General features: G+C 33.4%; 15 protein-coding genes. 5 read left to right on the top strand and 10 right to left on the bottom strand.

The window, feature by feature from the left end; all coding sequences use genetic code 11:
- Position 1: 1 nt before the first annotated feature.
- From H600_RS0106800 to H600_RS0106810, 3 genes are all read right to left on the bottom strand, one after another.
- Entirely contained in the window at positions 2-2287 is a 2286-nt protein-coding gene (locus H600_RS0106800) for a choice-of-anchor L domain-containing protein (protein ID WP_245176545.1), read from the bottom strand.
- A gap of 72 nt (positions 2288-2359) precedes the next feature.
- Positions 2360-3196 carry an ABC transporter permease gene (locus H600_RS0106805; RefSeq protein ID WP_026728074.1) on the bottom strand — a complete coding sequence of 279 codons (837 nt, stop codon included), beginning with the start codon at positions 3194-3196 and terminating at the stop codon, positions 2360-2362.
- 3 nt (positions 3197-3199) lie between these two features.
- Positions 3200-4111: an ABC transporter ATP-binding protein gene (locus tag H600_RS0106810; RefSeq protein WP_026728075.1), complete on the bottom strand. Its 912-nt coding sequence runs from the start codon at positions 4109-4111 to the stop codon at positions 3200-3202.
- Positions 4112-4204: 93 nt separating this feature from the next.
- On the opposite strand from H600_RS0106810, the gene H600_RS0106815 reads away from it, so the two are divergent.
- Both H600_RS0106815 and H600_RS0106820 read left to right on the top strand, forming a co-directional pair.
- A complete protein-coding gene (locus H600_RS0106815; protein WP_026728076.1) occupies positions 4205-5257 on the top strand; it encodes a hypothetical protein in 1053 nt (350 codons plus the stop codon).
- A gap of 90 nt (positions 5258-5347) precedes the next feature.
- Positions 5348-6205, top strand: a complete 858-nt coding sequence (locus H600_RS0106820) for an SdiA-regulated/phytase-like domain-containing protein (RefSeq protein WP_026728077.1) — start codon at positions 5348-5350, stop codon at positions 6203-6205.
- Between the two features lie 106 nt (positions 6206-6311).
- On the opposite strand, the gene H600_RS0106825 is transcribed toward H600_RS0106820, so the two are convergent.
- Positions 6312-10058, bottom strand: a complete 3747-nt coding sequence (locus H600_RS0106825) for a metallophosphoesterase (protein ID WP_026728078.1) — start codon at positions 10056-10058, stop codon at positions 6312-6314.
- 26 nt (positions 10059-10084) lie between these two features.
- On the opposite strand from H600_RS0106825, the gene H600_RS0106830 reads away from it, so the two are divergent.
- Entirely contained in the window at positions 10085-11278 is a 1194-nt protein-coding gene (locus H600_RS0106830) for a Pycsar system effector family protein (RefSeq protein ID WP_026728079.1), read from the top strand.
- A gap of 18 nt (positions 11279-11296) precedes the next feature.
- Here H600_RS0106830 and H600_RS0106835 read toward each other — a convergent pair whose 3' ends face one another.
- Positions 11297-13666: a GAF domain-containing protein gene (locus tag H600_RS0106835; RefSeq protein ID WP_026728080.1), complete on the bottom strand. Its 2370-nt coding sequence runs from the start codon at positions 13664-13666 to the stop codon at positions 11297-11299.
- Positions 13667-13896: 230 nt separating this feature from the next.
- On the opposite strand from H600_RS0106835, the gene H600_RS0106840 reads away from it, so the two are divergent.
- Both H600_RS0106840 and H600_RS0106845 read left to right on the top strand, forming a co-directional pair.
- Positions 13897-14649: a glucose 1-dehydrogenase gene (locus tag H600_RS0106840; RefSeq protein WP_026728081.1), complete on the top strand. Its 753-nt coding sequence runs from the start codon at positions 13897-13899 to the stop codon at positions 14647-14649.
- Positions 14650-14720: 71 nt separating this feature from the next.
- On the top strand, positions 14721-15302 hold the full coding sequence (locus H600_RS0106845) for a TetR/AcrR family transcriptional regulator (RefSeq protein WP_026728082.1): 582 nt from the start codon (positions 14721-14723) through the stop codon (positions 15300-15302).
- A gap of 88 nt (positions 15303-15390) precedes the next feature.
- Here the strand turns inward: H600_RS0106845 and H600_RS0106850 are convergent, their stop codons facing one another.
- From H600_RS0106850 to H600_RS0106870, 5 genes are all read right to left on the bottom strand, one after another.
- Positions 15391-16449 (bottom strand): nucleoid-associated protein, encoded by a 1059-nt coding sequence (locus H600_RS0106850; protein WP_026728083.1) that lies wholly within the window; start codon positions 16447-16449, stop codon positions 15391-15393.
- A gap of 45 nt (positions 16450-16494) precedes the next feature.
- Positions 16495-16854 (bottom strand): four helix bundle protein, encoded by a 360-nt coding sequence (locus H600_RS0106855; protein ID WP_026728084.1) that lies wholly within the window; start codon positions 16852-16854, stop codon positions 16495-16497.
- A 95-nt stretch (positions 16855-16949) separates the two neighbouring features.
- Positions 16950-17492, bottom strand: a complete 543-nt coding sequence (locus H600_RS0106860) for an IS1096 element passenger TnpR family protein (protein WP_026728085.1) — start codon at positions 17490-17492, stop codon at positions 16950-16952.
- 211 nt (positions 17493-17703) lie between these two features.
- On the bottom strand, positions 17704-18303 hold the full coding sequence (locus tag H600_RS0106865; RefSeq protein WP_026728086.1) for an HPP family protein: 600 nt from the start codon (positions 18301-18303) through the stop codon (positions 17704-17706).
- Positions 18304-18387: 84 nt separating this feature from the next.
- Complete coding sequence (locus H600_RS0106870; protein WP_026728087.1) at positions 18388-19686, bottom strand: chloride channel protein; 1299 nt, start codon at positions 19684-19686, stop codon at positions 18388-18390.
- Positions 19687-19899: the final 213 nt, after the last annotated feature.

The following is a 19899-nucleotide window of genomic DNA, read 5'->3' on the forward strand; positions in this document are numbered from 1 at the left end:
CTTATCTTTTCAAACTAAAATGACCTTTAACGTTTTTGCCATCAACAAAAAGAAGTGTAAACCAATAATCATCAGACGGAAGTTGTTCGCCATTGAAAATGCCATTCCAGCCTGTGCTGTTTTGGTTCATTTGTTTTAAAAATTTCCCATAACGGTCAAAAATGCGAATCGTATAATTTGGCATTTGGCTAATGTTTGTAATTGCCCATAAGTCATTATATCCATCGTCGTTAGGAGTAAAAAAACGTGGATAATCTAGAACATAAACTAACAATCTGTTAGAAAATCCACAGCCGTTTTTGTTTCTTGCAACGGCATAATAAACACCCGGTTGTACTCCAATAAATTCTGGGCTATCTTGAAAAAAGTTTCCATCTAACGAGAATTCATAATTTCCGGAGCCGGTATATTTTATCAAAACCGAATTTTCATTTGCAGAAAAATCTTTTACAATAGCCTCAGTCAGTGTAGCCGTTTCAGTTAAAATTACAGTGAATTTTTTTGTTTTCTGACATCCGTTTGCATCTGTTACGGTAACCGAGTAATCGCCAGGTGTACTAACGGTTATTGAATTTGAAGTGCTGTTTCCAGGATTCCATAAATAGCTGCTAAAACCTGTTGCGACTGTTAGTGTAACATCATCATCTTTACAAATGTATTTTGATTCATCTTCAAAATTTGGCGGATTAAAAGTATTTACAACAAGCGCAACTGGTGAAATATTGTAGCAATCAGCGCCATTTATAATTCGGGCATAAATTGTTTGATTGAGCGCAACTGTATTTTTGAAAATATTAGGCAATACATTTGTCTCGGTTACTGCATCGCTGCCACTTAAAAAATAATGCACTTCCATGCCAGCTGGCAAACCTGCTATTAATTGAGGCGTAGCTTGTGCATTAAGATCAAATTGATAAAGACCATCTTGTACGCCATCTGCATCACATGTTTCAATTGGGTTTTGAGAAGTAATTGTATTGTTTGAAATCTGAAGTTTTATTTCAGCAATTTTAAAACAGCCGTACTTATTTTCAATTCTTCCAAAAACAGTTTGATTGACAGTTTTATTCGAGTATTTTTCGGGATTCGCAATAGGGTTTGTTTCGGATTCAGCATCGGCTAAAGCTTCATAATAGCCATTATTTGTAATATCAGACGCATTATTTTTAATGATATTATCAGCTTTTTTTAAGTTGAAAATGCTTATTCCATCAACATTATCATCACATTGCAGCAAAGTTGTATTTGTCGAAAGAATTTCAGGAGCATAATCAATTTTTATTTCACCCGAAGCAACACAAAGTGTACCATTTACAGAAGCTTCCACTCTATAAGTACCAGCATCGGTAGCTTCAAAAGTAGGGTTTGTACTAAGGATTGTTGCTGGATTATCTTTTTTGTACCATTTGAATGTATAATTGGCATTACTTAGTTTGGGATCTAAATATACTCTTTCTCCAAAACAGGCTGGATTGTTTCCTGCAATAGTTCGGTCTTCCCCTAGAGAAATGCTAGAGGTAAAACTACCTGCTTCAAGAAAAATTGCTGATTCAAGATTTCTATTCCTATCATCTGCAATTACAATTTTTACATGGTATGTTTTTCCTGCAGTTACATTAGTTTGGGCAGTCATAACTTTTGTTTGACCGGCATAGTTTATAGCACTAGTGTTGTTGTTCAAGCCATTAAAATAACCTTCATTCGCGGCATCGCAACCGGTGTAGGTAATTCCACCCGGCCTTGTTCCAGCATTGATTTTAGGACGAATGTTTATAGATGAAACAGGAGTGTTAGTTTTTGGTATAATGGCTAAATTTTCATATGGATTTATTGTTCCCACTTCTTTTATTAAAAAAGCAAAACCATCAGAATATTGACATGGATAATCATACTGATATTCATTTGAAGCAAAAATATAATTGAAACTCAATGAATTTGCTGAAGCAACAAAATCAAATTCCAATACTGTTGCATTTATGGAATGAATGCCTAATGTTTGATCCAAATCTGTGTCTCCAAGCCAATTCGGACTATCATTGCTGACAAGTTCGCTAACAAAAGGCCCAATTGCACTTTGCGCGGTTGATGATGCCAAAACGATTCCTTCTGCAAAAGGGAAATTGCTTCCATTGCTGTTAAAATATGCAAAACTCTGTTTCCCAGCTCTGAATGTGTCTCCCTTTCCAGTAGAATTGGAAGCGGCTGCGCAAGCACTATTTACCAAAACATTTTCAATAAGTTGTTGAGGCGTACGTTGATCATCTACACTAATATATTGAGCGTTCATCTTGTACGATAAACAACAAATAAAAAAAACAGATAATAATTTTTTTAGATGACCCATAACCTAACAAATATATTACAAATCTCGCTTTTTTAATAATTTGTACGAGAGGAAAATGAACAAAAACGTCCAGATTAAAACGATAATGATAGAATAATAGTGTACGCCGTAGTCTTTTGTGTTTTCAACCCCAATTTGTGTCCCAATGTTTTTTACAACGGATAACCTGGTGAAAGGCTCAATTATTAAATTTGACATGGCTTCTAAAGGAAAAAATTTCATAATAGTAAAACCAACAGTGCTATCAGGAAAGAGTTTGAAAATCAATAAACCTTTTGCAATTCCTTCAAAAATATTCCATACTAAAAGAAATCCTAAGGCAAAAGCAGAACGTTTTACCAAAATTCCCAAGAACAAACAGAATGAAAAGAATCCTGTAAGTTTTACAAAAAAAGCTAAAAGATATTCTAAATCAGAAAAGATGATTCCGAATTCATTATAAGACGAAAAAGATAATCCAAGAATCAAGCTCATGATAAAAACGAAAACCGTTGAGGCAAATGCAAAAAGGACCACAGTAAGGAATTTTGACCAGATAAATTCTTTTTTGCTCAATCCGTCAATTAGATTTTGTTTTAATGTTCCATAGCTATATTCATTAGCCATCATCGAAACAATTACAATAGCAAGAAACAATTTTAGAATAGCTGCAATATAAGTATTAAAGTGCCATATAAAAGGGAAATTGAAAATCCCCATTTCGGCTAAATGAAATTTAAATGGCCCAATATCAAATTTTATGGAAGCAATTAATGCTATAAAAGAAAGCAGAATGAAATAAGCTAAAGTTAGTATTTTGCTGGCTTTGTTTTTCCAGATTTTTTGAAGTTCTATAGAGATAAGTCGGTTCATGGTTTAGTTTTTTTGAATGGTAGCGTTTTTGGTTAATTCTAAAAATTGAGCTTCTAGACTGTTTCTGCGTTTTATTAAATGATTTAAAACAATGTTTTTTGAGAATAAAAACTGATTTAAATCTGAAGCATCTAATTCGGATTTTAGGTAAACCAAAATTTTTCCTTCTTCTTCCTTGATATGATCCACATTCGGGTGATTGCTTAAAATAGATTTTAAAGCAAGATTGTCATTAGAAGAAATTTCAAAAAAGCCTTCATTTGCAGACATTTCATCAACTGAACCAGAATATAAAATTTCGCCTTTTCGCAAAACGACGACATGGGAGCATACTTTTTCGACTTCATCCAATAAATGTGATGCCAATAAAATGGTTGTTCCCTGCGATGCAATTTCTTTAATAATATCACGAATCTGATGAATTCCCTGCGGATCCAAACCATTAGTTGGCTCATCTAAAATCAGGATTTCAGGATCATTCAAAAGTGCCGATGCGATTGCCAAACGCTGTTTCATCCCTAAAGAAAAAGTGCTGAATTTGCTGTCTTTTCTTTCCGTCAAACCTACAAGATTCAGTTTTTCTTCTATTTTAGAATAATTGATGCTTTTAATTTTACAGACTAATTTTAGGTTTTCTTCAGCTGTCATATAAGGATAAAAGTTTGGACGCTCGATAATGGCTCCTACTTTTTTTAAGGCTTCATGCGTTTGCAGTTGCCCGTCAAACCATTTGTAATTGCCTGATGTTTCGTTTACAACATTCAAAACAATTCCTAAAGTAGTTGATTTTCCGCTTCCGTTAGGGCCAAGAATGCCATAAACGTGTCCTTTTTGAATGCTGAATGATACATTTTTGAGCGCTTGAATGCGCCCGTATCTTTTGCTGAGATTTTCGATTGTAAGAATGGTTTCCAAGTTTTTCGGTTTTAGTTTTTAGTAAGACGAATCAACTTTAATATTGTTACGCTAAATTTTATTTAATGTAAATTTGTACTAAAGATATTCAAAATGAGCGAGCCTTTAATGGTTTTAAAAAAACCTTCATACCCTTTAACACAACCACTTTTAAGTTATTTAGACAGATTCGAGCGTATTTCGAAAGTTTCTGTCTTTTATGATGACTTATTGCGATTTACCGGCTCAATCAATGTTTATGATAAAAATGAAACCGATACATTGTGGATTCGCGTGTATTATAACGAATTCGAAAGAAATGAAATTGATTTGAATCTGAAGAAAATTTATTCGCTTTTGCACTCTGATGGAAACAGCGAGATTATTCAGTTTCTAAATATTGATGCCATTGATTATTGTACTTTCGGAAATTCAAAACCTTTCCGGATTAAAGTTCGAAATATCCTTAATGACAATTACGTTCATTTTTACATCAAAAAAGCCGATGCCTCCAGAATTTACGGATTGGAACTGGAAGATATTCTTTCGCCAGATAAAATCAACTTTTTGGTTTACAATGACACTTTGATCGAAGAACATATTATCGGAATTCCCGGCGATGTTTTTATGGATACTTTATTAGACAAATGCACCGAAACAGAAAAAGCACAAATCGCAAAAGAATTTGTAAAGTTTAATGAACGTTGTATGATTAGGCTTTTAGGCGATATGCGCGCGTACAATTATGTAATTGTGCCAATTCATGATTTTGATCAGGTGGTTTATAAAATTCGTCCGATTGATTTTGATCAGCAATGTTATGAGGGAAATTTCAAAGTTTATCGTCCGCAGTTTTTCAAGGAAAATTATCCAATGATTCAACTTATAAAAGAGAAATTAGAAGAACGTTCGATTATTCAATATAAGGATGAAGAAAGAGCTATTTTGGCAAAACGTATACATTCGGCCGAAACCAGAATTAAAAAATTACTGAATATAATGTGCCATGATACCATTTCGACACCAGAACATTTGAATCAGCTCAAAATGGAATTGTATCGATATACCAATGATATGAAATTCAAAAATGCAAAATCAATGGGACATATCATGCACGCCGCGTTTGAGTTTATAACGCGTAATTTTAAAAACACTAACTTAGTTTAAAAGAATTTTATCATATAAGTCATATAAGTTCATAAAACAAAACTTAAATTTTCTTATATTACTTATATGGTAAAAAAATAAATCGATCTTATGAAAAAATCTTTTTTAGTAGCCGTTTCCATTGTTTTATTGGCTTGTCAGCAACAGACAAATAGTAATTTCAAAACGCTTTATTCGCTTCCGAAAAAATTGAAAGAAGTTTCGGGAATTACTTATTTTCCAGAGACAAATACGATTTATACTTTAGAAGATAGCGGAAACAAAAACGCTATTTATGCGATTGATTCTAAAGGGAAATTAGCCCAAGCGATAACAATTTCAAATGCGAAAAATGTTGATTGGGAAGATATTACAAAAGATAAATTGGGAAATATTTATATTGGTGATTTCGGAAATAACGACAATACACGAAGAGATTTATGCATTTATAAAGTGGCAAAAAATCAGCTGAATAAAGATGTGGCTTCCGCCGATTATAAAATCTCATTTTCATATCCAGAACAAACCGAATTTCCTCCAAAGAAAAAAGAGCTGTTTTATGATGTTGAAGGTTTTTTTGAGCAAAACGGCTATTTCTATCTTTTTACAAAAAATAGAAGTAAAGGTTTTGACGGAACGGCTTTTATCTACAAGATCAAAAATGCAAAAGGAACTCAAAAAGCAGTAAAAATAGGAGAGTTCAAAACCTGCAGCAATTATAATCATTGCGTGTTGACAAGTGCGACAATCAGCCCAGACGGAAAAAAAGTAGCTTTGCTAAGCCATGATAAAATTGTTTTGTTTAAAGATTTCAAAGGCGATTTATTCCATAAAGGAAAACAGACAGAAATAAGCCTAAATCACTTTTCGCAAAAAGAAGCAATAGTTTTCAAAAACAACAACACCCTATTAATCGCCGACGAAAAAGCCGATAAAATAGGAGGGAATGTTTATGAGTTTAAACTCTAAGTTTCTGAGATACTAAGATGCTAAGCTACTAAGATTAAAAAGTTAGCCACGAATTCGTGGCTAAAAAACTTAGAATCTTAGCAACTTAGAACCTTAGCATCTTTTTTTAAAAGCTATATGCCGCTCCAAAAATAATTCTTCCTTTTTCGTCAGGAGATTGGAAATACGAAATTCTGGCAGTTAAAAGATTAATCGCATTCAGCCATAATCCGCCACCATAATCCTGGTGCCATTTTCTTGAATTTTCGCCGTCAAGCCAGATTCTTCCGTAGTCAAAACCGCCCAGAATTCCGTAAGTTAGAGGAGCAACAGTTTTGTGGATTTTTCCAAGCGTAAAACGAAGATCAGAGCTTTGAGAGAAATAAGAGCTTCCTAAAAAGCGTTCGTTTCTATAACCACGCAAATCAGTGTCGCCACCTAAAGATGCACCATGATAAAAATCGAAATTATTATTCAAGATCGTTTTTCCTTTGAAAAATGTAGCCAAGACTAATTTTCCATTGTGATCAATTTTATGTGTAAAACCTAGAATACTTTCCAGTGTTGGGAAATTTTGTTTGGTATCACTCAAGTTTGTAGTCCACATTCCCGATAGCATAAAGTATATTCCTAAAGTTGGTTTGGCAACAAAATCAGAATTTTTGAATAAATATTTCACTTTCAAACCTCCGTATGTCTGACTATCAAAAACATTTGGGTTTACAATTCCCGGAATGTCAATAAAGCGGTTTTCAGTTTCTTCAACCGTTAATTTCTGAAGGATTGGCTGTATGCTGAATTCGCTTCCAAAACGGCCCACATGTCGAATTGCGCCTGCAGCAGTAAATTTGCGAATACGAACTCGGTTATAATCCATTCCAAATTCATCGTCGTTGTTTACTGTCTCATTTCCATATCCAAAATAGTTCATTGCAAAATTTGGTGTAGTCAGTTGTGAATCAACATCAATAACCCATTTTCCTAACAGTCCAGGAAAATGCGCTGCGTATGTCAACTCGAACCCTCCCGTCGCAAAATAATAGAAACCGTTTAAAATATGTTTTTGTGTATAAGGATTTTGTTTGAAATTATTTACAGTATAATTCAAATTAAAACCAATTTTTACGCCATCATCAGGATTATAGCCTATGTTTGGCAGACCTGCAATTACGTTATATTTAGGTTTTTCGTAATTATATAAATTCACATCATAATCATCTGTAAGCTGTGTTTTGGCTTTAGTCCCGAGGCCTCGGGATAAGTTGTATGTGTTTTCTTTTGATTTAAAATCATAAACAATCACTTTTCTGCCGTTTTCAATATTATAAGTATCGTTGTTTTGGCCACCAATCAAACGAATTTTAATATTTGATTTATGATTCCCTCTTACCTCAAAAGTATCATTATCGTCCAAACCATAAATCCATAAGTTTACTGTTTTATCATCGGTTACAGTTTTAGTGTAAACTAAATCATCACCCTCTTTTTTAACTCTATAAACCTGAATTTCGATGCTTTTCTTTGCGTTGTGATTGATTACAAATTTGTCTTTTTTATCCGTTCCTGCAATCATCACAGTACGGCTCAATACATCAAAATATTCCGCTGCATATTTTTGGAGATCTTTTTTTCTGCTTTTTAATTTTTGCTTGATTTCATCGACAGTTTCGTCCTGCACTTCTTTTGGCATATTTTTAAAAGCAGTATCAATATCAGCATCAGATAAATTCTCTTGAATATATTTCGCTTGTTCTATCCAATCTTTCTCTTCGGCTGTTCTTAAAAAAGCCAAATCTAATGGATAAGGTTCTCTTCCAAGCCATTTTACATTGATTCGGTCGCCTCTAAAATTACGCATATGACGAAGTGGAGGCATATTCATTATAAGCGAAAGTAAAGCGCCATCGTATTTTACAAAAGCTTGATCACGATCGCGTGGAATTGGTTTGTAAATAACTTTATCGCCTTGTTTGTATTCGCCCCAACGCCATTGATCGCTGTGTCTGTCCCAATCGCCAATCAATATGTCAAACAAACGCGCTTTTATATATTCTTTTTCATCAACAGCGTATTTTTCATCTTTATTAAGATTCAGCATCATATCATCTGTACTAATAATATTTGATGGGTGTCCAAAATTTTTAGCATCCAAATGATTATCAGCAGGACGTTCCTCAACCATATAAAGTTGATCTCCAAAACCTGCATTAAATTCCTTCAATCCATTTTGTTTTGGGATGTAGTATAAAATTGGATTTGTGTGTGCAAGTCCAATTTGGTCCGACATGCTTCCTGTTACAAACGAAGCATAAGGATGAGAGGTTGTATAGAAATCATATAAAAAGCTTTCTGTGTATGTTTTTTCGAAATCATTTACAATATACTGATCTTTAAAAGCTACTGATTGCAAAAACGTCGTTGCACTTTTTTTCATGGCGCGCATGATATATTCGCGGCCTTTTGGATCAGACATTCTTAATGAAATAGATTGGTGGCCACCGCCTTCGCGAATGGGTTTCAAACCGCCCATCAAGGTGTCAACTGTTGCAACTCTTGCTTCAATAGGTATGCTGTAATATTTTCTGTAATGTTGTCCGAACAAGAATTTATGAAAAGCACTTTTATCGGTCATGTCTTTCGTATAAATTGATGTTGTAATTTTTGAAGGGAAATTATTCGGAATATCAGAACCCCAGTTGATTTCTTTGGCTTTTATGATTTCACGTTCAAAAAGAAGTTTTTCTTTATTGTTTTCATTTCCAAAATACGAAACTTTAGCATCACCGCTTTTATATAAAGTCAATGTTGCATAACCATTTCCGCCGTATGAAAAATCATTTTCACTGATTGCTCGTGCGGCTTCAGATTTTGAGCCCGCGCCACTAATGATCTGTTGGATGTTTTCTTTGCTGATGTATTGCAAATTATGATCGTGCCCCGAAACTACAATTACATTTTTTTGTTTCTGTAAAAGTGTTTTTATTCTTTTAGCATAAATAGTATATTGTTTGTTTTGAATATCCTGAGGATTTGCGCCTGATGTTTTTCGTAACAAATTAATAAAAGAACCAATAACAGGAAGCGGAATTTTGTTCTCTAATGGGAATAATTGTTTTTCCATCGAAAATTGTCCTCCATGCGTTCCGTTGCTTAATAAAGGATGGTGGATTGCAATAATTACTGTTTTTTCCTGATTTTTATTTAAGATGCCTTCTAGAGCGTCAAAAAAATCTTCTCTGGTTTTTATCTCGCAATTATCATTTATGGTAGGGTGATTATTCCAGTCTTCTAGGAACCATTCGCTATCAATTGTGACTAACGTTGCAGTACTGTCAATTTTCACATCTTCGATCGGGCAGGCTTTTCTTGGCAAAAATGCTTTTTTGTCATTTAAATATTTGGTTACAAAATCAGCTTGACGTTCTAGGCCTTTGATACCGCTGTACCAGTCGTGATTTCCAGGAATAAAAATAGTTTTCCCTTTAAAACCTTCGGTTAATTTTAGTTGATTGGTCAGTTTTGTTTTAGCTAAAGATTCATCACCAGCATTTTTGTCACTCGGAAAACCTTTTGGGTAAATATTGTCACCTAAAAACAAGAGCGTTGATTTTTTGTTTGATTTCTTTAGTTTTTGATGCAAAAGTTCCAGTGTTTGTTGAGCTTGCGCTTCATCAGCATTTCCAGCATCGCCAACTAAATAAAAAGTATGTGCAATTTTTATAGTATCGGTCGCGTTTTCCGTTTCATTGGCACTTACGTTTTTTCCGTATTGCGCCTTGCGCGTTGCACAAGAATAGAATAGGGCTATGGCGATTATTGCCAAAGAAAAGTTTTTAATCTTGGCAATAAAATGATTATCCAAAAACAATTTCATAATTTAGTGGTATAAAAATATTCTTTATGAATTTAATAGAACAATCCGAAGATTTTGTCGGTAATTTACTCAAAGATAAACTTTCTAATTTATATTCTTACCATAATTTTAATCATACTTTTACCGTAGTAACAGCGGTAAAAGAACTGTGCAAAAAAGAAGATGTAGAAGGCGAAGATAAAGAAGCTCTTTTGGTTGCAGCTTGGTTTCATGATACTGGATATATTGAAGGATATGAAAATCACGAACAAAAAAGCACCGAAATCGCAGCCAACTTTTTACGCGAAAAAGGAAAATCGGAAGAGTTTATAGCACTTGTTTCAAGTCTGATTCTTGCTACAGTTAAAGAATATGAACCTAAAACGCATCTTGAAAAAATTATTAGAGATGCAGATTACGCGCATTTAATGGGAGCAGAATATGCTACAACTTGCGAATTATTGCGTTTGGAATTGAAAAATGCTGGAATTGTAAGTTTTTCTAATGCCGAATGGACAAGAGAAAACCTAAACTTTTTATTGAATAAACACAGATTTTACACAGACTACGCTTTAAGAAAATGGCAACCTCTGAAAGAAAAAAATCTATTAATGATTCAGAAAAAAATCAATAAACAGGAATTGAAAGCAGCTGCGGCACTTGAAGAAGAAAATAAAAAGAGAGAGAAAGCTGAAAAAGCTGAAAAGCCAGATCGCGGAATTGATACTCTTTTTCGTGTCACTCTCGGAAATCATACCCGTTTAAGTGGTATTGCAGATAGTAAAGCTAATATTTTATTGTCTGTAAATGCGATTATTATTTCGATTGCATTATCATCTATTATTCCGAAACTGGATAGTCCGAAAAACGCACATTTAGTAGTGCCAACTTTTATTATGCTGATGTCGAGTGTAATTACGATTATTTTTGCGATTCTTTCTACCCGCCCAAAAGTAACATCAGGGTTTTTTACGCGAGATGATGTTGAAGCTAAAAAAGTGAATTTGATGTTTTTCGGAAATTTCTACAAAATGCCTCTCGAAGATTATGACTGGGCAATGAACGAAATGATGAAAGACCGTGATTATTTGTATTCAACAATGATCAAAGATTTGTATTATCTCGGATTGGTTTTACAGCGAAAATATAACTTACTCCGAATAGCCTATAACTTTTTCATGTTCGGAATTATTATTACGGTAATTGCTTTTGTTATTGCCTTTAAAGAAGTAACTGTTTAAAAAAAAGCTCAACTAATTTTAGTTGAGCTCATCTAATAAATCTTGATAAGTGATTTTTTTTGCTGCCGGATTTGCAGCATTGTTGATTACTTTTACACGTATCGCTCTCAATCCCGAAACTCCCTGAAGGTCTTCAACCTCAAATTGTTCTATTGCTGGTTCCAGAACTTTTTTGTGCTGAAGGTATTTAATGTATTTTAAATATTCTGCTTCTTCGCTGTTTTGAGAATATACAATCGTAATTTTTTCTTTCTCGGTAATTCTTTCTTTTGTCCCTTTGATATTCGATTTGTCAATTCGTTTTTTGACCACTTCATATCTTGCATTATAGGTTCCGTCGACATCAAAACGTTTTTCATCCATTCTAAAGCGGATGGAAAGCGGAGAACTGAAAACTAAAATTAAAGAAGTCACGTCCAACTCATAAGGAAGTGATTCCTTAAGTTCATGATGTTCCAGTTCCATTTCGCATAAAGTCTGCAATTGCCATAATCTCAAATTATGCAAATACATCATATCAAATGGCTTTGTTGGCGAAATTGATGCACCAATATATAAATTGTGTTCAACACCATCCGTTTTAAAACGTTCGTAATAATGCGGATAAATTTGTTGTGCTTCTAATTGTTTTTTGTCTAAAACGGAAGCTAACTTTTTATTAATGATGGACATTGCATTATCAAACTTCTTTCTTTCCTGATAAAATAAACCGGACTTTTCATCAAGACTTGCAAAATAAGCTTCTTCCAGTTTTTCGCTCTGAAAAGAATCTTTACTTTTTTTAAGTATTGGATGAATTTCTTCTTCAATATATCTTTGAATATGCTGTTCAGTATCCGCTTTAAGCGGAAAATCTAATTCATTTCGAAGCGATTCCAGTTCAAATTTTCTTTGTTCCAGAAGTACCAGATTTGAATTTGGTTTTTGATTATCAAAAATTTCCAAAAGCGTTGTAAGCTGATTTTTCAAATCGGTTTTTACGGTTTCATTTCGGTGTTCCGAAGAACCTTTGATATCGATTTGTCCATATAACGGATATACATTTTTGAATACAATTTCCTTAAAAATATAATCTTTTGTGTGATTGATATTTTGAAAATAGTTCTGAGATTCTTTTCTAAACTTCCAGTAAACACTTGGGTGAATCGTAGTATATTCACGTTGAATAATAGCTTCGACCTGATGCTGCATATCCGTATTATAGCGGTCAATAGTGTCCGTTAAATACGGTAAAATCAATTCGAGTTTTGTAGCGTTGACACTATTCAAATCGCGGGGATTTTCAGAAACTAATTCGACAACACCCAACAATTGTTCGTCTTTGATGACCGGCGCAAACACACAACTTTGAATGCCTTGTTTTAGTAAATGTTCACCAAGTCTTTTATTTGAAGATTCTTCAATGAATTTCTCAACATTCGAAATCACAAAAGGTTCTTTTTTGTCTAAAAGATTTTCGAAAGAACAGCCAAAGAAAGCGTTTTTGCAGTCTACTTCCTGATCTGTTTTCAATAGAAAACTCTGCAGTTGGTTATCGAACTTAATTGGTCTAATGAATTTTTCTTCCTCGGGATTGTAAATAATAAATCCAACTTTCAAACTTGGAATTTTGAAGATTGATCTAAAAATATCCTCAATAATTTCAGTCGATTCGACACGAGTAGAATCAGGTTTTAATAAATTACTTTTCAGATTAGAAATAGCACTTTCTGTAGTAGCATCAAACAAAGAAACAATTCCGAAACCTTTTAAAATCCAGCTTCTTTCAGGGAATTTTGATTTCCATAATTCAAGATCGTTGTAATTATCAATTAAGAGATCAATATCGTCCTGAGTCAGTTCGACCGCTTCTGCTGTTGGAGTAATCTCCATGAAGTCAGCATTGTATAAAATTCGGTAATGTTTTTTTATACCTTCTTCATCTGGAATATCATAGAAAAAGGGTTTGTTAAAATCAATATTCTGATTGTAATAATACGCCAGAATCAAACAACAATTATTGATATAAAATTGATGCTCATCAAAATCGCGAATTTCCATATAAAATTCGTCACCTGCGTTTCTTAAAATCTTTTTGAAACGCTCTGTATAATTGAAAGATATGTTCTGAAAAGGAATTGTGATTGCCTTTATTTCGTTATTGGTCAGTGCTGTAGGGAATAAATCGGCAACCAGATTTTTTATTAATGCTTCATTATTCTTTATAATGTTGTAGTCACGAATTCCGTTTCTGAATTCCGGATAAGCTTCAACTTCTTTTAAAATAGCTTTGGCATAGTTAGATCGGTAATCAACATCTGATAAAGCAATTTCTTCAAATGATTCAATTAATTTATGAAATGAGATTACGGTTTCGAAAGGACTTTCGTAAGGTAAAAGACGATCCATCTGTTTTGTGTTTTAGGAATACAAATTTAAGCATAAATTAAGAATCACCGACATTTTGCAATTTGTTTCATTTATGGTTGAATAGTTTATTTCTTTATAAATAAAGGGATTGAAATGTGTTTTTGATATTTTAACTAAAAATTAACGATTTAAATAACGGAACGATCGTTCCGTTATTATATCTTTGTATCATAATAATTTAATAATCAATAACTTAAATAAAAAATAAAATGAAAAATTTAGAAAACAAAGTTGCAATCGTAACAGGTGGAAACAGTGGAATTGGATATGCAGCTGCAGCGGATTTAGTAGCAAAAGGTGCAAAAGTAATTGTAACAGGAAGAAACAAAGAAGCTTTGGCAAAAGCCGAAACAGACTTGAACGTTACAGGAATTGCAGCTGATCAATCTGACTTAAAATCAATTGACAATTTAGTCGAAGAAGTAAAATCAAAATTCGGTAAAGTGGATATTCTATTTCTAAACGCTGGAATGGCAGCTTTTGCACCAGTAGAATCAGCTTCAGAAGATCATTACGACAGTATTATGAATGTCAATGTAAAAGGAGTTTATTTTACAGTTCAAAAAGTGCTTCCAATTTTAAATGATGGCGGTTCAATTATCTTTAATACTTCTGTAAACGCTCATGTTGGAATGCCCAATTCTAGTGTCTATGCTGCAAGTAAAGCAGCTGTATTGTCTTTAAATAAAGTTTTTGCTGTAGAATTGGCTTCAAGAAAAATTAGAGTAAACGCCGTTTCGCCTGGTCCAATTGAAACACCATTGTACGGAAAAGTTGGTTTAGAAAAAGAAGAAGTAGAAGGATTAGGATCTGCTTTAGGTGAAAAGATTTTATTAAAACGTTTTGGACAAGCTGCTGAAGTTGCAAAAACAGTTAGTTTCTTAGCTTCAGACGATGCTTCATTTATTACTGGATCTGAGATTGTGGTTGACGGCGGACTTATCGTAAATACAGTACTATAATTTTTTTGACCAATTCAGGAACGATTGTTCCGTATTTTTGTATCTTTGTAAATGAATTTAATTTGAATGTCATGGCTAGAACGAAAGAGTTTAATGAAGATCATGCTTTAGATAAAGCGATTGAAATTTTTTGGCACAAAGGTTATAACGGAACTTCTGCCCAGGATTTGGTGACGCATTTAGGTTTGAGCCGTTCTAGTTTGTATGATACTTTTGGAGATAAGCAGCAATTGTTTATGAAGTCTTTACAGCGTTATCAGTTGCAAGCGCAAGAATCGGTAAAAGAGCTTTTAGAGAAGTCAGAGAATGTGGAAGAAACATTGAAGGCTATTTTTAAGCAAGCTGTGATCGAAAGTCTTGAAGATCGAATTACAAAAGGGTGTTTTATGGTTAATTCGTCTGTAGAATTGGCTATGCATGACGAAGAAATTGCTAAAATTGTAAAAAGCAATAGCCAAACGATGGAAGAAGTTTTTACAAATGCCGTGAAAAAAGGGCAGGAGGCTGGACATATTTCCAAACAGTTGGATGCAAAAGTTTTGGCTCGATTTATCTTTAATAATTATTGCGGAATTCGTGTCTTGGCCCGTGCTGGAGAAAGAAACAAACAAGTTTATGATGATATTGTAAAAGCCGTATTTTCGGTTTTATAAAATTTAAATTTATGACAATAAAAAAACGGCAGTTACATTTGTAACTGCCGTTTTCTGTTTTAAGTAAGTAATAGAAAATGAAAACTTCTTAGTTTTTTTCTTCTTTGTTGAAGTAAACTAAGTAGTAATACATTTGTTTTTCTTCATCCCAGCCTTTTTCAACAAATTTTTCTGCACTTTCAGGATTAATGAAATCCATTTTAATCTGGATGTGAGTATCCAAATTAATTACGTTTTTAATCGATTTTCTAGCGTCAGAAACTGCTGCGTTGGCAATTGGGAATGAGGTAACATCTTCGATGCTGTATTTTTCTCCTTTATCAACTTTATAGTTCTTAAATTCAGGAATCAAATCAGGATTGTCTAGTACTTCATTCAAGAAATTCTGCTCTTCAAACTGATCATTTTTAGCGAAATAATTCACAGATCGGTTCATAAACATTACTTCCTCTTTCTTGTCTTCTGCTGGCAAAACCACGTCTTTTGCGAAGTTTTGACAGAACTTTAAATATTTTTTAGTGATGAAATTTTCATCTTCAAAAGCATCAACAGATAAAAAGTGCTCTAACCAGTAACGTGCGTCGTAACGGTTGCTATCAACAGTCAAGATTTTGTATCCTTCTTCTTTTTTATAGTTGAAAATCAAACATCCTTTGTCCAATTTACTCAAGTTGATTCCTTGTTGCAAAATCATTTCAAGGTTGCTTCCGTTTTCTTCAAACTGTAAAAAGTCGGCTTGTAATTCGCTTTTGAAAATTCCGATTGCATCAACAACATTGTTATCAATACTTAGATTCGTCAAATACGTTACATAAACTTCTCCGTTTTTAATATGCGGGTGATTTGACTGCTCGTATAAATGCTTTGTGATTTTTTTAGAAACCTCATGAACACTCGCTGGATTAGCAAAAATCTCAGTTGCATATTTGAACATGTCGTTGTAATCCAAGTCCACTTCGTGTGCAAACTGATAGTAGTTTTCTTCTTTTTCTCTAAAAGGCTTAAAAAAGAACTCTTTTATCAAAGGCACAATTTCATCATTAAGATTAAATGGCTGCTCTGATAAAAAAATAGCTTCGTTACGGCTTTTGTTTCCTACGCGGTGTATGGACAGCGTGTCGATGTGGGTATTGAAAAGGTTTATCATTTTTTTTGAGTTGCTGAGATTCTAAGTTTCTAAGATACTAAGTTTTTAATTATTGTCTTTTAATTTTCTGATTAATGACGCTAACATTCTTTCGATCTCTCGACTATCCTCATATATAAGGTTAAATTCTTCTTCGTTTATGTAAATTATATTTTTTGCAATTTCAAGTTGGGTCTGCATTTCAAATAAAGAGCCGAGAGAAATATATAAAAATCGTAAAAAATCTTTATTACTTTCTCTTCCAGATCCTTCTGCAATGTTACTTGGAATTGATACTGAACTTCGACGTATTTGCGAAGTTAATCCAAAAGTTTCTTCTTTTGGGAAAGTTCTTGTTACTTTATAAATTTTTGTAACTAAGGAAATTGATTTCTGCCAGACTAAAATCTTTTTAAAATGACTCATTAACTTATTTTTTAAATTAAATTTAAAAATAAGAAAAATCCTTCAAAATTTAAAAAATCAGAATCTTAGAGTCTCAGCATCTTAGCAACTTAACGTTAGTTCCAATTCTCCTCAAATCCATAATCTTCAAAGCTGTCATCGCCTTCGAACATGTCAAGATCGTCTTCGTCTAGGTCATCTTCAAATTCTCCATAGATATCGTCGTGCATGTCATCAGCTTCGAAGTTTTTTTCGATGGCGTCTGCTGGCATTTCACCGTGAGAGAATAAAGTTTCTGGGTATGTAACTCCAACTTGTTCATCTTCGACAGCAGCCAATTCAACTAAGAAAGTCCACATGCTGATGAAATCATAAACGTAGATAATCTTTGTGTTTTCTTTGTCTAAAATACTAGATAACGGATAATCGTTCATGGTTCTTATTTCGCCAGGAACATCTCCTGTGTCGAAAAGCGGAATTTCATCTTCTTGGTTCCAAGTATCATCACAAGTATAAAATGAAGCCACTTCAGATCCGTCAAAGCCAAAAGAGTTGAAGATTGCATTGTGTAAATCTTCAAGAGTATCGTCTTCAAGAATTGCGATGTCTCTGAAAATATCTTCTTCGGCGTCTAGAATAACTCTAAATTTATAAACCATAATCTTTGTTTTTATTGAGAGGTCAAAGGTAAAATATAAAAAACGAAATACGAATTCTGAATTACGATTTGTTGAAAAGATTTTAATCTTTTGTTTTTCTGTAATTTAATTGTTTTGCAGTCCTACGAGGTTTTCAAAACCTCGTAGGTCTTATTAATACTGAAGTTTACACCTACAAGATTTTGAAAACCTTGCAGAAGGAGAAATATAATTATTTTCTCGCCAATCTTTTTCGAATCTTATGATAGTGTTTGTGATAAGTGCTATGGCTCGGATAACTTCTGCTTGATGTCATATTATTAAAAATCAAAGCCGTCAAAAGTAAAATCAGAACTCCTGTAAAAACCGGAGAAAGAACATACATATAACCTAAAGCTTTTACTTTTTCTGTTCCAATCACTGCAATTAGAGCTGTCGCTCCTCCTGGCGGATGAAGTGTTTTGGTAATCTGCATTAAAATAATTGCAAATGAAACTGCCAACGGCGCTGCAATCCACATAATGTCTGGAACCAGTTTATTGACTGTAACTCCGACAAGAGCAGAAATTACGTGTCCACCGACTAAATTTCGAGGCTGTGAAAATGGACTCTGAATAATTCCATAAACCAAAACACTCGATGCCCCAAAAGAACCAATTAAATAAACGGCATCAGAGCCAGAAAAATGTATAGATTGTACATAAGCCAAAACTCCGATTCCGACAAAAGATCCTAAAAATGACCAAAAGTGTTCTTTGTAATCTATTAAAGTTTCCTTGTAAAGAATGTAGCGTGTTTTGCGGTAGCTTCTTTTTATTTTTTCAGTTGGCATTGTGATATTATTTTGCGCGTTATGCTTTTAAATATATTTTGCTATATATTTTAATCTTTAATCTGCAGATTAACAGCCTGTAAATTATTTAATTAGACTTGGAGAATAACTGTAAACTGTATAAGGATAAATGGTTTTTGCAGTGTATTTTGAAATCAGGCAAACTACAAGAATTGGGAAAAACAAAGTGTAGTCATTTGTTAGTCCGCATACCAAGAATATCGCGGTGAAAGGTGCATGAATACTGGCACTTAAAACTGCTGCCATTCCGATAATCATAAAGTTGATCGGAAGTACATTTACATGGAAAAAGCTGTTTAAAACCGAAGCTAATAATAATCCTAAAAAGGCTCCAATAAATAAACTTGGTGCAAAAACACCCCCGTCACCACCAGAAGCCAATGTTATTGAGGTTACAATTGGTTTCAGAATCAAGATTGCGATAAAAGTCAATCCTAAAGTTACGGTCAATTGCGTTTGAGTTCCAAAAATTCCTTTAATCGCATGATAACCTTCACCATATAATTGTGGAAAAATGAATAACGAGACACTCAAGACAACTGAACCAATTAAAATTTTATAGTAATGTGTATCAATTTTTCCAAATTGAGATTTGAAGAATAATACACAACGTGTTAAATAAACAGAATTAATTCCAGCTAAAATTCCTAAAAGAATGAAGTATGGAATCGCTTTTAAATTCCATGTTTCGATTGAAACTGCAAATAATGGTTCTTCTTTTAAAATGGTTAACAAACAAAAAGCAATCGAAACTGCAATTACATTTGAAATAATAAATGCTTTGGTCACTTTTCGAGAAATCACTTCAAAAGCAAATAGGATCCCTGCAATCGGACTGCTGAAAAGTGCTGTAACACCTGCCGCAACACCTGCGCAAATTAATTCAGTTTTGTATTGACGGAAAATATTTTCTTTTTCGTGTGCGACAGATCCAATTGTCGCCGTAGCAACAACTGTAGAAACTTCGATTCCTGTCGAGCCTCCAAAAATAACTGTTAATAATCCGTTGATGAAGTGCGATGGAATTTTGTATGAAGGAAGATTTTTTGATTTTGATTCAGTACTTTCAAAAACTTCTTTGATTCCCTTATTTTCTTTTTTCTTGAAAAGGTATTGTCTCAAGAAATAAATTACTGATAATCCGAAAACTGGGAAAATGAGGTAAAATATTGGGTGAACTGAGACTTCGTGAAAGAAGATTTCTTCGTAATACTCCGTTATTTTTTTTAGAGAAATTCCGAGAAAAGCGGAAAGAAAGCCAATTAAAATAGAAACAATAACTAATTTTCGAAGTTTGATTAATTGATGATTTTTTTTGATTTGCGCCGTTTTGTTCATCACTATAAATTTGAAGATTCGCATTTTTTTATCTGCGGGTTACAAAATTAAGCATCAAAATCGGTTTTTTCTAGGAAATATTTATTTTAGTGTGTTAAAATGGATATAAACAGGAAAATTCTGACGTGTGTTTTGCTTGGCAAAGTGAAGAGAAATTGCTCGCAAAGTCGCAGAGTCGCAAAGTTTTTTAAGTAAATTCTTTGCGACTCTGCGACTTTGCGAGATTAAAAAATAACT

Source organism: Flavobacterium denitrificans DSM 15936, assembly GCF_000425445.1.
Taxonomy (GTDB): Bacteria; Bacteroidota; Bacteroidia; order Flavobacteriales; family Flavobacteriaceae; genus Flavobacterium; species Flavobacterium denitrificans.